This is a genomic window from Suilimivivens aceti, from assembly GCF_025567405.1.
In the GTDB taxonomy this organism is placed as follows: Bacteria; Bacillota; Clostridia; order Lachnospirales; family Lachnospiraceae; genus Suilimivivens; species Suilimivivens aceti.
Window position 1 is genome coordinate 1 of record NZ_JAOQKJ010000020.1, and the last position, 15,365, is coordinate 15,365.

Annotated in this window: 14 protein-coding genes and 1 pseudogene; 7 read left to right on the plus strand and 8 right to left on the minus strand. The window is 46.0% G+C overall.

All coding sequences use genetic code 11. The features are described from left to right. The 6 genes and pseudogenes from OCV77_RS15540 to OCV77_RS15565 form a co-directional block, all read left to right on the plus strand. Positions 1-686, plus strand: a pseudogene (locus OCV77_RS15540) (MobQ family relaxase); the annotation flags it as partial. Between the two features lie 47 nt (positions 687-733). Next, positions 734-1,474 carry a CHC2 zinc finger domain-containing protein gene (locus tag OCV77_RS15545; RefSeq protein WP_014079457.1) on the plus strand — a complete coding sequence of 247 codons (741 nt, stop codon included), beginning with the start codon at positions 734-736 and terminating at the stop codon, positions 1,472-1,474. Continuing rightward, positions 1,359-2,699, plus strand: coding sequence for a virulence-associated E family protein (locus tag OCV77_RS15550; RefSeq protein ID WP_262575908.1), 1,341 nt, complete (start codon positions 1,359-1,361; stop codon positions 2,697-2,699). Before OCV77_RS15545 ends, OCV77_RS15550 begins: the two co-directional genes overlap by 116 nt. A gap of 270 nt (positions 2,700-2,969) precedes the next feature. Beyond that, entirely contained in the window at positions 2,970-3,155 is a 186-nt protein-coding gene (locus OCV77_RS15555) for a hypothetical protein (protein ID WP_004849804.1), read from the plus strand. 107 nt (positions 3,156-3,262) lie between these two features. Then, positions 3,263-4,858 carry a recombinase family protein gene (locus tag OCV77_RS15560; RefSeq protein WP_262575909.1) on the plus strand — a complete coding sequence of 532 codons (1,596 nt, stop codon included), beginning with the start codon at positions 3,263-3,265 and terminating at the stop codon, positions 4,856-4,858. Between the two features lie 466 nt (positions 4,859-5,324). Further along, positions 5,325-6,518 carry an ATP-binding protein gene (locus tag OCV77_RS15565; RefSeq protein WP_262575910.1) on the plus strand — a complete coding sequence of 398 codons (1,194 nt, stop codon included), beginning with the start codon at positions 5,325-5,327 and terminating at the stop codon, positions 6,516-6,518. Between the two features lie 143 nt (positions 6,519-6,661). Here OCV77_RS15565 and OCV77_RS15570 read toward each other — a convergent pair whose 3' ends face one another. Beyond that, the gene (locus OCV77_RS15570; RefSeq protein WP_262575911.1) at positions 6,662-7,192 is read right to left on the minus strand and encodes an ECF transporter S component; all 531 of its coding nucleotides are present in this window, start codon (positions 7,190-7,192) and stop codon (positions 6,662-6,664) included. A 90-nt stretch (positions 7,193-7,282) separates the two neighbouring features. On the opposite strand from OCV77_RS15570, the gene pdxR reads away from it, so the two are divergent. Then, on the plus strand, positions 7,283-8,359 hold the full coding sequence (gene pdxR, locus OCV77_RS15575; protein ID WP_262575912.1) for a MocR-like pyridoxine biosynthesis transcription factor PdxR: 1,077 nt from the start codon (positions 7,283-7,285) through the stop codon (positions 8,357-8,359). Here the strand turns inward: pdxR and OCV77_RS15580 are convergent. From OCV77_RS15580 to OCV77_RS15610, 7 genes are all read right to left on the minus strand, one after another. Beyond that, positions 8,356-9,270, minus strand: a complete 915-nt coding sequence (locus tag OCV77_RS15580; protein WP_262575913.1) for a TlpA disulfide reductase family protein — start codon at positions 9,268-9,270, stop codon at positions 8,356-8,358. The two genes, pdxR and OCV77_RS15580, sit on opposite strands and share 4 nt — an antisense overlap. 6 nt (positions 9,271-9,276) lie before the next feature. Further along, positions 9,277-10,137 carry a 4Fe-4S binding protein gene (locus tag OCV77_RS15585; protein ID WP_262575914.1) on the minus strand — a complete coding sequence of 287 codons (861 nt, stop codon included), beginning with the start codon at positions 10,135-10,137 and terminating at the stop codon, positions 9,277-9,279. Further along, positions 10,130-10,270, minus strand: coding sequence for a CD1871A family CXXC motif-containing protein (locus OCV77_RS16770; RefSeq protein WP_262575915.1), 141 nt, complete (start codon positions 10,268-10,270; stop codon positions 10,130-10,132). Before OCV77_RS16770 ends, OCV77_RS15585 begins: the two co-directional genes overlap by 8 nt. A 172-nt stretch (positions 10,271-10,442) precedes the next feature. Then, positions 10,443-11,144, minus strand: coding sequence for a response regulator (locus OCV77_RS15595; RefSeq protein WP_262575916.1), 702 nt, complete (start codon positions 11,142-11,144; stop codon positions 10,443-10,445). Continuing rightward, positions 11,137-13,119: a DUF4118 domain-containing protein gene (locus OCV77_RS15600; RefSeq protein WP_262575917.1), complete on the minus strand. Its 1,983-nt coding sequence runs from the start codon at positions 13,117-13,119 to the stop codon at positions 11,137-11,139. Before OCV77_RS15600 ends, OCV77_RS15595 begins: the two co-directional genes overlap by 8 nt. Before the next feature lie 89 nt (positions 13,120-13,208). Continuing rightward, positions 13,209-13,856 (minus strand): potassium channel family protein, encoded by a 648-nt coding sequence (locus OCV77_RS15605; protein WP_262575918.1) that lies wholly within the window; start codon positions 13,854-13,856, stop codon positions 13,209-13,211. Positions 13,857-13,874: 18 nt separating this feature from the next. Then, positions 13,875-15,215, minus strand: a complete 1,341-nt coding sequence (locus OCV77_RS15610; RefSeq protein ID WP_262575919.1) for a TrkH family potassium uptake protein — start codon at positions 15,213-15,215, stop codon at positions 13,875-13,877. Positions 15,216-15,365: the final 150 nt, after the last annotated feature.

The window sequence follows — 15,365 nt, forward strand, 5'->3', positions numbered from 1 at the left end:
ACCGGCTCATGCAGGATGTGAGGAAGAAGATCAAAGCCCTGTTTGTCTGGATGGCAGAGGTAAAAGAAGAACTTTCCAAACCGCAGACACCGAGCCTTGCCGACCTGTTGATCGCTTATTACAACCAGCGCAACGCAGGGGCATGGAGCAATAAAGCCAGAACCGGAAACTTAAAGCAGTTTGCCGAAGCCGTCAATTATCTGACGGAAAACAAGCTGCTCACATTAGAGGATTTGCAGGAGCGTCTTTCCTCTGTCAACGAAGAATTTGAAGCGTTAAGCGACTCCATGAAAAAGAAATCTGCCCGGATAAAGGAATTGCAGGAATTGATACGGGAGGGCGAGAATTACCAGCGGCTAAAACCTGTTCATACGGAATTGAACAATATCAAGTTTAAGAAACAGAGGGAGAAATTTGAAACATCCCACGATGCGGAGTTACGGCTGTTTTATGCCGCCCGCCGTATTTTGAAAGAAAAACTGGACGGAAAACCCATTGCCCTGAAAGCATGGAAACAGGAATACGCACAGTTAAAAACAGAGTATGCCGAACTGTCTCCGCAGCACAAGCCACTCCGGGAGGAAGTCATACGGCTACGGCAGGTGCAGAACGCCGTAGATACCGCACTGCGCCGGAGGGAGCAGCCACAGGCAGTACAGAGAAAGAAACATGAGATGGAGCTATGATATAACCGGCAGCTTTACCGCTACCAGTATTTTTATGGAGGGAGCATTTGAATGTATTTGAAGCGGTGAAACAGTCTGTTACCACCCGGCAGGCTGCTTCATTCTATGGAATCCGGGTGGGGAGAAACGGCATGGTCTGCTGTCCATTCCACAATGACCGCACGCCCAGCATGAAAGTGGACAGCCGCTTTTACTGCTTCGGCTGCGGGGCTTCCGGGGATGTGATCGACTTTGCCGCTTTGCTGCATGGATTGGGGAAACGGGAAGCTGCGGTCAGGCTTGCGGAGGACTTCGGCGTTTCCTATGAGAAATCCGGCAATGCGCCGCCAGATAGGAAGCGTCACAACAGGTCACAGCCCCGACAAAAATCAGCGGAGCAGAGATTTCAGGAAACGGAACGGTATTGTTTCCGGGTGCTATGCGATTATCTGCGCCTGCTGGAGCATTGGAAAACAGCACACGCCCCACAGCCGCAGGATGCCATCTGGCATCCTCTTTTTGTGGAAGCGTTGCAGAGGATAAGCTACACAGAATACCTTTTGGATATTTTGTTATACGGAGAAATAGAAGAAAAAGCGGCATTGATCGCCGCACAGGGAAAGGAGGTGTTGCGGCTTGAACAGCGAATTTCAGAGCTTGCCGCCGGAAACGCAGGAAGCGGTCAAAAGGACGATGGACACAATGGAACCGGCGCAGACACCGGCAGAAATCCGGGAAACATTAGAGGGGACGCAGAAAGGCGGCGTGAAGAACAGCATCCGAAACTGCCTGACGGTGTTCCAGCGTGACCCTCTGTTTCGCGGGGCGCTGCGCCTGAACCTTTTGACGGAGCAGATTGACATTGTGAAGCCGCTGGGCTGGGAGCGCACCAGTACCACGCTGACCGACATGGACATGAACTACCTGCTTTTGCATCTGGAAGAAAATTACGGGCTTACCAGCGAGAAAAAGGTGCAGAGCGCCATCAAGATTGTTGCCAATGAAAACCGCTACCATCCAGTCAGGGATTACCTGAACAGCCTGCAATGGGACGGCACAGAGCGCATCCGTTACGCCCTGCATCACTTTCTGGGAGCCGATACGGACGAATACACCTATGAAGCCTTGAAACTGTTCCTGATGGGAGCCATCCGGCGGGTATTCAGACCGGGGAGCAAGTTTGAGGTCATGCTCTGTCTGGTTGGTGGTCAGGGAGCCGGGAAATCTACCTTTTTCCGGCTGCTGGCAGGCAGGGACGAATGGTTTTCAGACGATTTGAAAAAGCTGGACGATGAAAATGTGTACCGCAAGCTGCAAGGGCATTGGATTATCGAGATGTCGGAGATGATTGCCACAGCCAACGCCAAGAGTATTGAGGAAATCAAGTCATTCTTAAGCCGCCAGAAAGAAACCTACAAAGTGCCGTATGAGACACATCCGGCAGACCGGCTGCGGCAATGTGTATTTGGAGGGACGACCAACCGGCAGGACTTTTTGCCCCGTGATCGCACCGGCAACCGGCGCTTTCTCCCCGTGACGGTGTACCCGGAACGGGCGGAGGTTCACATACTGGACGATGAAGCGGCGGCGAGGGCGTATATCGAACAGATGTGGGCGGAAGCCATGACGGTTTATCGCAGTGGGAAGTATAAGCTGTCATTCAGCATGGAAATGAACCGATACCTGAACGCCCACCAGCAGGACTTTATGCAGGAGGACACACAGGCTGGCATGATCTACGCCTATTTGGAGGACTACACCGGCGACAGGGTATGCTCCAAACAGCTTTATGAGGAAGCACTGGGAAACTTAAATTCCCCGGCAGACTGGGAGACACGGGCAATCTGCGAGATTATGAATACCGGCATTGCGGGCGGCATCATACAGGGCTGGGTAGCCTACAAAAGCCCGAAGCGGTATAAGAAATACGGTTCTCAAAAAGGCTGGGAGCGTGTCAACCAAGCTCCGCCGGAGGGGGACGGTTTTCAGGAAATCACGGAAGAAGAAGCCCGGCAAATGGAACTTCCATTCTGAAAAGCCACCGGTTGACAGTTTGGTTGACGCTTTGGTTGACAGCCGGTTGACGGGGAAAAGCCTGATATTTGGGGCATTTCTCTCCTTTGTCAACCATGTCAACCAAGAAATCAAAGAAAAAGTAAAAAGTAATAATAGAGCGCCTATGGATTGTTTTCAAAGTCTTTTCTGCCGGTTGACACGGTTTGGTTGACACGGAGACAGTCTGCGGCTGTACACCTGTCTGACATTCCCTTGTCGGGCATATTTCATTTATGGAGGTAACTGCCTATGGCAAAAAGCAAAAACGAGAGCAATAACAAAAACAGCGGCACCCTGCTTACCGAAAAAGACGGCACCCAGTATTTTGTCATGGGGAAAGTCCGTATCAAGGTATCGGAGCATTTCGCACAGGATGGGAAGCCGCTTGACAGCCTGCTGGAAGATGTGATCCAGCACGCTGCCGCCGCTTCCTGAAAAAATACGGAATAACGACTGTCAATCAGCCCACGCTTATGATATACTTGTACCAGCGAGTATTGTATAAGCGTGGGTTGTTTCTTTTAGAAGGAGGATTTTTAACCGTGAAACAACCATACAATACAACGATTTATAACACTGCACTATATTTGAGATTGAGCCGTGACGATGAATTACAGGGGGAAAGCGGCAGTATCCAGACCCAGCGCATGATGCTTAGACAGTATGCCGCAGAGCATGGGCTGACCGTTGTAGACGAGTACATTGACGACGGATGGAGTGGGACAAATTTCGAGCGTCCAAGNGACGGGAAAATCAACTGCGTTGTCACAAAGGACTTATCCCGTCTGGGAAGAAACTATATCCTGACCGGTCAGTACACGGAAATCTATTTCCCCAGCAAGGGAGTACGCTACATTGCCATCAATGACAATGTGGACACCATCAACGGAGAAAGCGAGCTTGCACCGTTCTTAAACATCCTGAATGAAATGCACGCCCGACAGACCAGCAAAAAGGTCAAGGCTGCCATGCACACAAGATTTGCCAATGGCGCACACTATGGAGCCTATGCACCGCTGGGCTATGTAAAAGACCCGGACAAAAAAGGTCATCTTCTGATCGACCCGGAAACACGCTGGATTGTAGAGAAGATTTTTGACCTTGCTGTACACGGGCGTGGAGCCGCCAGCATTACACGGATTCTGGTGGAGGAAAAAGTACCTACCCCCGGCTGGCTGAACTATGAAAGATACGGGACTTTCGCCAATATCTACGCCGGTGCGCCCGCAGAAAAAGCCTATGCGTGGACGATAGCACAGGTCAAGAGCATTTTGAAAGAGGAAACCTACATCGGTCACAGCATTCACAACAAGCAGAGCAACATTTCATTCAAGAACAAGAAAAAGGTGCGGAAGCCGCAGGAAGAATGGTATCGTGTGGAAAATACCCACGAAGCCATCATTTCTGAAGAAGTGTTCCAAAAAGTTCAGGAGCTGATTGCAAGCAGACGCAGGAAACGCAGAAACGGTACGACACAGATTTTCGCAGGATTGATAAAATGTGCAGACTGCGGATGGTCTTTAGCCTATGGGGAAAACAAGCAGAATAAGAACCCATACGGGTACTACCATTGCAGCAAGAACGGGCAGGGATTACGCCAGTGTTCCATGCACTATATCCGCTATGATGTACTGTATGCCTATGTGCTTGCAAGACTGCAATACTGGTCTATGCTGGCACAGAAAGACGAGGACAATCTGCTGAAACGCCTGCTCAATGCCAGCGACAGGGAAAGAAACTCTGCGAAGAAAAAGCAGGCTGCGGAGCTGAAAAAGGCAGAGAAGCGTAAAGCCGAGGTTGACGGGCTGTTTGCTAAAATGTATGAGGACTGGTCTGCCGGACGCATAACCGAGTATAACTTCAATATGCTGTCCGAGAAGTACCAGAACGAGCAAAAGGAGCTTGAAACAAAAATAAGACAGCTTCACGAAACGATGGAAGCCGCCGTACAGACCGCAGCGGATGCTGAAAAGTGGATTGCCCTGATGAAACAGTATGTCAACCCTGTGGAGCTGACCGCCGAACTTCTGAACACTCTAATTGAAAAAATAACCGTCCACGAAGCTGTCAAGGGCGAGGACGGAAGCCGTGAGCAGGAAGTAGAAATCTACTGCCGCTTCATCGGCAAAATCGACTGACCTTTCTTTTTTACCCAACAATATCTTTAATTAAGGGAATCGGGCAGAGGGTATCCGAGTTTTGATTCGTTAAAAGAAATTTCGATGATTGTCTAAACTATTAATTTGCTGAATCACTTAAAGATTTTGGATGTAATACAATTAAATCACATTGGAAAGAATCATAGTTGTCACAGATAGACATGCAAATGATTCCTTCAGGGCATCGCTTATATCTGGATGCGAAACAACCATGAACACCCATTTCAGGACAAAGAGTATTACGTTGACAACCAGGTCGATTTGGATTGGATAGTTCAGCGCCTAAAGGATGGAATTATGAGAATTTGGGAATGGGGAATCATTTGATTGCTAGAGATGATTCAAACTACATCCCTCATTCTGTTAGCCAAAAATGAAAAAATATTGATTTTGGCTAATAGAAACAGTATAATAAGTACATACTGTTAGTGAAAGGATGATGCAGATGAAGCTGATAGAGCGTAGACAGTATTTGGATAAGTTAATCAATGTACTTGGGACTCCGGATATCAAGGTTATTACCGGTGTAAGACGAAGCGGAAAGTCAAAGCTGTTAGAAGCATTTAGAGCATATATTGAATCGGAGAATGAGGATTGCAACATTATACAGATAAATTTTAACCTGCCTGATTATGACGATTTACTGACTTATCGCGCATTATACGATTATGTAAACGCACATTATGTTGCAGGTAAAGAGAATTTTGTCTTTATTGACGAAGTGCAAATGTGCGAAGATTTTGAGAAAGCAGTCAATGGACTTCATGCCAGCGAGAAGTATGATATATATATTACCGGTTCAAATGCTTTTTTATTAAGTTCGGATTTGGCTACGTTATTTACAGGGCGTACGTTTGAAATCAAAGTATATCCGTTTTCCTTTCGTGAGTATATGGAGTACTTTGGCTTGAAAGACCGCTACGACGCTTTGGATAAGTATGTGTTAGAGGGTGGAATGTCTGGTTCCTATCTTTATAAAGATCAGGAAGCAAAGTATGATTATATAGCTGATGTGTTTGATACACTGATAGTGCGTGATATTCGCAAAAAATACAAGATAAGAAATACGCAGCTTATGGACAGAATTGTGGATTTCCTTATGGATAACGTGTCGAATCTTTCTTCAGCGCGTAACATTACGAATACTCTTGGAAGCATGCATGAGAAGATACACCATACGACAGTTGGTAATTATATGCAATATCTGTGCAATGCATTCGCATTCTATAAGGTTAGGAGATATGATATTAAGGGGAAGAAGTATTTATCGAGCAACGACAAATACTATTTGAGCGACCATACTTTCCGTTATGCGAAGCTTGGAACAAAGAATATGGATTACGGGCGGATATTGGAAAATATCGTGGCGGTTGAGCTTTTGCGTAGAGGATATGAGGTTTATGTAGGCATATTATATAAGAAGGAAATAGATTTTGTCGCAGTGAAGCGGAGTGAGAAAATCTATATTCAGGTATCTGATAATATCAGTGAAGAGAAGACCTTTGAAAGAGAGGTAGCTCCACTTTTGCAGATTAAAGATGCATACCCTAAGTATGTGATAGCCAGAACCAGGCATGATGAATACCAGTATGAGGGAATCAAGGTTATTGATATTGCGGATTGGTTGTTAGATAAATAATGCTATTAGCCAAAAATGGAAAAAAGAAGAAAATGGCTAATAGAACAAAGCGAACCAAATAGAGGATAATGTGTAAGGCATCTGGTACACATGAAAAAGACAGAGCACCGGTTTGCAGAAAGGCAGAGGATAATAGGACAGGACTAATTTTCTCTGCTTGTGATCATATTGTTGAACAGCTTGTGGATACCGCACTTCCAACAAAGAACCATACCAAGGATGGCACCGATCGCACCCTGTGCGATTTCATAGGGAAGCTTGATCATAGCGTACTCAAAGGTACTGTATACGAAGGTCTTGCCAAGGGTATAACCGATCACCATGATGACTGCACCTACGGTAACGCCGATACCGGAAGCAAGCTGGGGACGATTCTTTAATGTCTTATGGGAGATCAGGGAAATAACAACTGCCTGCAGCCCATGGGTAGCAAGGGAAACAAACATGGGAGCGGGATAGAAAAGCATATCGCCAAGGAAGGATCCCACACCGCCTACAATAAAGGCCTCTAACGGGTTTAACAGAATGGCACCGAGACAGATGGCAACGTCGCACAGGTACAGGTGGCCGCCGGGAACTGGAATACCAAAGGAGCTTAAGGCAATGGTCATTGCCATAAATACAGCTGCGGTAGTAAGTCTTAAAGTTGTGATTTTTGCGTTTGATTTTTTCATTTGAGAACTCCTTTACAAAGTGTTGAATCAAGGATACAATTACTTTGGTAATATCGAAATAACCAAATAAGGAGTTTCTAATAAGACCAGATGAATTATTCAATTACAAAAGACAGTGGGGTGCAGGCTTATATCCAGTTATATAATCACTTTGTGCAGGACATCGTGGCGGGAGTATACCCTTATGGCAGCAGACTTCCTTCCAAAAGGATCATTGCGGCGGAAACGGGGATAAGTCTTGTGACCGTAGAGCATACCATGAACCTGTTAAATGATGAAGGATATATAGAAGCAAGACAGAGGAGCGGCTATTATGTGATCTACCGGGAAGCGGATTTCCAGGTGAACCCGGAAATCCGGCAGAAGGAGCTGCCAAAGGCACACTTAAGTATGCATCATGTGGGAGAGTTTCCCTTCAGTGTGCTGGCCAGGACCATGCGCAGGGTGCTGCTGGATTATGGTGAAGAGATTTTGGTAAAATCACCAAACAGAGGGTGTCAGGAGCTCAGGACAGCGATCTGTTCCTACCTTGGCAGGAGCCGCGGGATCCAGGTGCAGCCAAGACAGATCATTATCGGATCCGGTGCGGAATATCTCTATGGGATGGTGGCTCAGTTTTTTGGTGCGGGATGTATTTTCGGTATTGAAAACCCTTCCTATGAAAAGATAAGGAGGGTATACGAATCCATGGGGATTGTCTGTGATCCACTGACTCTTTCTGCAGACGGAATCCCGTCTGCAGAACTTGCCAGAACAGAGGCGAGGGTGCTTCATGTGACTCCCTTTCACAGCTATCCCAGCGGTATCACCATCGGGATCTCCCAGAAACGGGAATATCTGTACTGGGCGGCGCAGAGGGATGCAGTGATCGTGGAGGATAATTATGATTCGGAGCTGACGGTCTCCAGTAAACCGGAGGATTCTCTTTTTTCGCTTGCAAAGGGTGTGAACGTGATCTATATGAATACCTTCTCAAAGACCATTGCCCCCTCAGTACGTATCGGATATATGGTGCTTCCGGAAAAGCTTGTGGATGCTTTTGAGGAAAAGCTTGGGTTTTATTCCTGTCCGGTACCGCTGTTTGAACAGTATGTACTGGCAGAGCTTTTGAAAAGCGGAGATTATGAACGGCATATCAACAGGGTGCGGCGGAAGCGCAGAGCTTAGTCCTGTTTCTCTCCATTGTCAGCATCAATCACAGATTGGATCTGCTTCATGAGAGCATCATAGCTGTCTGGATTATCAATCCCCCCAAGCAATGGCTCACCCACGATATTACCGTTTCTGTCAACTAATATTGTTGTGGGAAATGCCATAATACCGGAGGCATATTTACCTGCATCTGAAGCAGAGTCAATGGAAAGATTGCGGTACGTGGCACCCTGGCTTTCGAGAATCGCTGCCGCTTCTTTCATAGCCGCTTCGTTTCCATCGAAGGTGTCTGTGTTGATGCCTACTACCTCACCTCCCATTGGGCTGATCGCATTGTTCAATTCATCAAGCGTAGATAACTCGGCAACACAGGGCTTGCAGCCGGAAAACCAGAAATTGATAACAGTTACTGAATTCCCGGAAAACAGGCTTTCATCAACAGAATTACCATCAAAATCCTGACCGGAGAAATTTTTGAAGGGAGATGCCGCTTCAGAATTGTTATTCTGGTCAGTGTCACCGGATGAGGTATTCTTTTTTTCAATTTCAGCTATCTGCTCCTCAATTTTTCGTATCGTTCCAATATCGTCAGTGAGTATTTTCAGTTCGTCATCTGTGAAGGAAGCCTTATTTGCTTCGATGGTGTCAGAAAGAAAATCAGCATAATTTCCACCTGAATCAGTAGTGTCTTTGCTCATCATGCCAAAGACCCTGTTCCAGACATCCTCATGATCTGCAAAGAGCTGGTTTTCCTGCTGATACAGATCATTCAGCAGAGAGCTTGAAGCATCAGCAGCTCCTGTGCCGGATTCGGTCTGGGTATCCTGCGGTTTTTCTGTATCTGCAGCAGTTTTTTCATTACATGCCATAAGAGATAATGCTATGCAGAGTGTAAAAATAGAAATAAATGTCTTTTTTGTTTTCATGAATAATTACTCCTTTAAATTGTAATAGATTGCAGCCTTTGGACAAGCCTTTATACATGCCCCGCACCGTATACATTCCGGATGATCTGGAGTCTTACATACCTCCACATCCATTTTACATGCCTTTGAACACTGGTTACATCCGACACATCTGCTGCTATCAACCTTAATACGTAGAAAGCTGATCTTATTAAACAATGAGTAGATTGCGCCAAGAGGACAAAGCCATTTACAGAAGGGCCGGTAAAACATAATACTCAGTACAACCACTGTGATCAGGATAAGGCATTTAAAAGAAAAAAGTTTTCCCAGTGCAGACCGTATGGCAGCATTTCCAAGGGAAAGCGGGATAGCCCCCTCCAAAACACCCTGTGGACAAATGTACTTACAGAAGAACGGATCGCTCATTCCTACGGAGTTCGTTATGAGCATTGGCAGAAGTATAACGAAAACAATAAGGATGATATATTTCAGATATCTTAACGGCTTCAGTCTGGCGGTGGAGAATTTCCTGCCGGGGATTTTGTGCAGCAAATCCTGGAACCATCCAAACGGGCACAAAAAACCACATATAAATCTTCCAAGTGTCACACCGAGCAAAATAAAAAATCCGGTTATGTAGTACGAAAATTTAAAGCTGGAGGATCCGACAACTGCCTGGAAGGCACCGATTGGACATGCACCTGCCGCAGCAGGGCAGGAATAACAGTTTAATCCTGGTACGCATATTGTTTTTGCCTTGCCTTGGTATATTTTTCCCATAAACAAATTAGGGAGGTGGATATTGGTAAGCAGCGTGGCAGCTGCCTGTATCCATCCGCGTATTCTGGCTGTCTGTTCTGACAGTAATTCCTTTTTCTTATCCAATTCCGACACACTCCAGACATAATTTTATTGCTTTTCCCAGCACGATGGCTGCCTCTCCTCTGATCGCACCGTAGCTGACCATGGCTATACCTGTGATGAGTAAAGCGATTTGAGATATTTTTCTGCACTTCAAGCTATTATTGCCCCCTTCTGTTATCGTATTTATTGACCAGCCGACATTGGTATTATACAATACCTGTTGTAAAATTAATGTTAAGAAGCAGGTGTAAAATTTTGAGATTATTAATAGTTGAAGATATCAAAATCTATTCCCGTGAAGTCTGATTTTTGGGTTTAGGAATTGTTTATTCGACCCGCAGCATTCGGTATCCGATGCCGATGTGCGTTTGTATGTATTGAGGCGAGTCTTTTCCACGTTCCAATTTTTTGCGAAGAGTGGCCATAAATACACGCAGAGAAGCAACGTCATTATCCCAACTGCTACCCCAGATCTGTTGTGTGATATAGGTATGAGTCAGAACTTTGCCCATATTTTTGGAGAGCAGGCACAGCAGCTTATATTCGATGGGTGTCAGGTGCAGTTCTGTGCCATCAAGATATGCACAGCCTGCCATGTAGTCAATTTTCAGTGCACCGTTCGTAAAAATTGGAGATTCCTGTGTAATGTCTGTTTTCATCAGTGCAAGTCTCCGCTGGGTCACCCGCAGCCGTGCCAACAGCTCATCTACAGAGAAGGGTTTGGTGAGATAGTCATCAGCTCCGGCATCCAATGCTTCAATTTTATCAGAATCTTCCGCTCGCGCACTGATGACGATGATTGGCATATTCGACCACGACCGGATTTTTCGGATAATCTCCACACCATCTATATCTGGCAGTCCAAGATCGAGCAGTACAATGTCTGGATTATGTGACAATGCTTCCATCACAGCGCTGGCACCGTTTTGCGATGAAAGATACCGATATTCGTGAGTTTTTAGTGTTGTTGTGATCAGATTGCGCACTGGCGTATCATCTTCTACAACAAGGACAAGCGGTTTATTCATTCAGATTCACCTCACTAAGTGCTACTGTAAAAGAAAAGATGCATCCATGCGGCAAATTGTCTTTTAACGTCATTTTTCCATGATGCGCATGAACGATGACTTGACAGAGGGACAGTCCAAGCCCAAGACTGCGTCGGCTGTCACTGGTAGGATTACTTCCAGTAAAGAACATTTCAAAAACACGTTCTTTTAATTCATTTGGTATACCAGTGCCGTTATCACTGACACAGATTTCAGCTACATTTCCGCGCTGGATTGCTGTGATTTGGATAGTTGATCCTGCCGGAGTATATTTGATCGCGTTGTTCACCAGATTGATAAGTACCTGCATGATGAGTCCTGCATCTACACGCACCAACAAGGGTATTTCTCCGCAATTCATCGTAATATGATGTTCTGCCGATCTTCGGTCGATATGCCGGAGTGCTTCTGATATGATGTCATCAACAACCTGATCAGAAAGATGCAGCTTAACATTTCCATTCGCAATTTTCGTGATAGAAAGCAAATTTTCAACAAGCCCGATCAGCCATTGGGCATCGTCGTAAATGTCCGAAAAAATCTGTTTCCGTGTTTGATCATCCAGTACATCATAGCAGTGCAACAGTGTGTCGGCATTTCCGGAAATCGAGGTCAAAGGCGTTCGCAGATCGTGGGAAATGGAACGAAGGAGGTTGGCACGAAGCTGTTCGTTCTTTGCAAGAACCGCAGCTTTTTCTTTTTCATCAGCATTTCGCAGGCTTTCCAGAGTCAGAGCGCACTCACCAAGAATAGAAAAAAGAATGCTGGATGTAAATGCATCCGGTTGTGTCTGTTTTTCAATTAGGATCCCGATAACGCCGTAAACCTGCTGCCAGGTACAAATAGCAAAATACAGTCGTTTTGCCTTTGGAAATGTTTCGGTCGTTGCTCCTGCTCGTCTTCGGTTTTGCCATACCCAGTGGATCACATCCGGCTCCTGTTCATCCTCTGAAATGCTGTGCGGACTGCTTCCATCTACAGGGTAAACGATTCCATCAAGCAGCGTATCACCTTGTGCTGGGCAGATCAGAACGTCCCGCTGCATCAGCTTTTGTATCTGAGTTGCAGTCATTTGATAGACTTCCTCTGGCGTTTCAGCTTTTTGAAGCTGCCTGTTCATATCAAAAAGGAGCTTCGCCCGGTAGGCATCCCGCGCAGATAGCTGCGCATGAGCTTTTAGCTTTGCAGCAAGCGTACTGGTCAAAAGTGCTGCTGTGAACATGACGACAAAGGTTATTGGGTATTTACTGCCATAGGCTGCTAAAGACAGACGGGGTTCCGTTAGAAAATAATTGAACAGGATGACACTCAAAAAAGCGGATAGCACGCCACAGGTATATCCGCTTGTAAAAGCAGAAGTCAGAAGCACCCCCAACAGGTAGACCATGATAATGTTGGCATTTGCGAAGCCAAGCTGCAAAAAAAACCATCCGACGATCGTTGCAGCCGTCAAAATCCCGGCGGTCAGAAGCAGATCACGGGTAGCCGGGAATGCCGGGTAAATAGGGATAGATGGTTTCCTGCGGGAATTCCTGTAGTCCTCCGCATCCGGAATGATATGAATATCAGCGGCCGTGATCAGCGCAATGAGCCGTTCTGTCAGTATTGGTTTGCTAAAGAAATGGCGGCACTGTATGCCACTTTGCCCAATTACGATTTGGGTTACACCGGAGAGACGTGCATATTCTGCAATCTGCGTGGGCACATCTTCTCCATGAGTTGTGACGATCTCCGCACCAAGCTGCTTCGCAAGATGCATATTAGCCTGTAAACGTGATGTATCTTCCGTATTCATGGCAGCATCTCCTGGTGTCTGCACATAAAGTGCAGTAAAGCTCCCACAAAATGCCTGTGCCATCCTGCCTGCTATGCGCACAATGCGTTCGTTAGATGGAGAAGAGGACAGGCATACCAAAATATGATCCTTTGCCGTCCTGTTTATTGTGTTCTGCACATTCTCACCGCCTTTTTAATATTATAGCACCAATATGTGGTTTCTACCAACGGTCAAAATGATATCCTGCACATCGGGTTCCAATGTATTTATATCCGGAAGCACTTTTGCAGCATCTTATACTCGCCTAAGACCAGAATTGATACATCGCTGGATAATATCGTATCAGGCATGATAGAAACATCTGTTTTTCCTGCGTGCTTGATGCCGAGAATATTGATCCCAAATTTTCTGCGGATATCTAGTTCACCAACGCTTTTTCCAATCCAGCCTTCCGGCACTTCTACTTCAAAAATAGCGTGTTTCTGGTCAATCTCTATGTAGTCAAAAATATGATTGGAAGTATATCGGATCGCTGCCCATTTTGCCATCTGTTTTTCTGGATAGATTACATGGTCTGCACCGTTACGAAGCAGGAATTTTGCCTGCACATCCCGTTCAGCGCGTGACACCACACACTTTGCACCTAGCTCCTTCAGCAGTGAGGTTGTTTCCAGTGAATTTTGGAAATTACTGCTGATCGTAACGATGCAGACATCAAAATTTCCGATACCAAGCGAACGAAGAAATTCTGCATTTGTGCTGTCACCGATCAGTGCGTTGGTGGTAAATGGCAGTACATCATTGATTCGTTCTTCATTTGCATCGACAGTCATAATCTGATGCTCCAGCTGAGATAGCTGCATCGCGATATGCCGTCCAAATCGTCCTGCTCCAACTAATAAAATGTTTTTCATAAGAAAATCCTCCTTTACTTATCCGGTAGTGATCTTTTCGAGCGGTAACCTTGCATTGATTGTTTTTTCCCCGGAAAGAGCCGCATAAATCAACGTAAGACCACCAACCCTGCCAAGATACATGAGTGTAATCAGCACAATTTGCGAGGGGATATGTAACTGTGGTGTAATACCAAGCGTTAGTCCCACTGTTCCGACCGCCGATGCCGTTTCGAAAAGGCATGAGACTAACGGCAGATTCTCATATGTACTGATAAAGACTGCTCCGCCAAAGAATAGGGTAAGATACATTGTAAGAATGGTTGTGGCAGTCTTAATGGTGCTGCAATCAATTCTACGTCCAAATAATTGTGCGTTTTCACATTGTCGGAAGGTAGCGGCGGCATTGGCAAGCAGGACTGCCAGAGTTGTGGTTTTTATGCCGCCCGCCGTAGAACCAGGAGAGCCACCAATAAGCATCAGAAGAACCATCAAACCCTGTGATGCACTAGACATGGCAGGCAGAGCTACCGTGTTAAAGCCCGCGGTCCTCGGTGTGACAGACTGGAAAAGGGACGTTAGCAGGCGTCTTTCTGTGGGAAGTGCGGAAAAATCTGTGAAGAAGAAAAAAGCGGCAGGCAGAGCAATGAGAAGGCTTGTAGTAACAAGAATCACCTTGCTCTGCATGCGGTAGTGACGAAAATGCCACTTGTTTTCCCAAATATCATCCCATGTCAGAAAGCCAATGCCACCAGTCACAATCAGCAGCATTATTGTAAAATTGATTGAGGGACTGCTCACATAGCTGGTGAGGGATGGATAGAGGTTGCTTTTTGTTCCAAGAATGTCAAATCCGGCATTACAAAAGGCGGATATGGAATGGAACACTGCCATCCAGATGCCACGCCATCCATAGTCGTAGCAGAACACTGGCAGCATAGCAAGTGCGCCTAGCAGTTCAATCAAAAATGTTCCCCACAGGATGAAGCGAGTCAGTCGGACGATTCCACCGACCTTTGGTGCTGAGATTGCATCCTGCATGGTGCTGCGCTGCATAAGCGAGATTTTTCGTCCAGACAACAGTGCAAATGAGGCAGCCACGGTTATGACGCCAAGTCCTCCGATTTGGATCAGCGTCAGAATGACCGCCTGTCCGAAGCCTGACCAATAGCTTCCTGTATCCTGTATGATAAGTCCTGTCACGCAGACTGCAGAGGTTGCAGTAAATAAGGCTTCGTTAAATGGAGTTACGCACCCGGTTATTGTGGCAATCGGCAGCATTAACAGCAGTGATCCCATTAGGATGACCAAGGCAAAACCTAATATGATAATTTGAAAAGACGAAAGGCGGCGTCTTCGATGAATGATTTCCTTTGGCATAAAGGCAGCTCCTTATCGATTTTGATGTTATTATCATATAGCAGGAGGCTTTAAGAGTCAATAAAGGACACTTGTGGTGTATTAAGATTGAATAAAGATGAAGTGTCAGTTTTCAAATGTGACTCCATGCAGAGCAAAGCATTGAATACC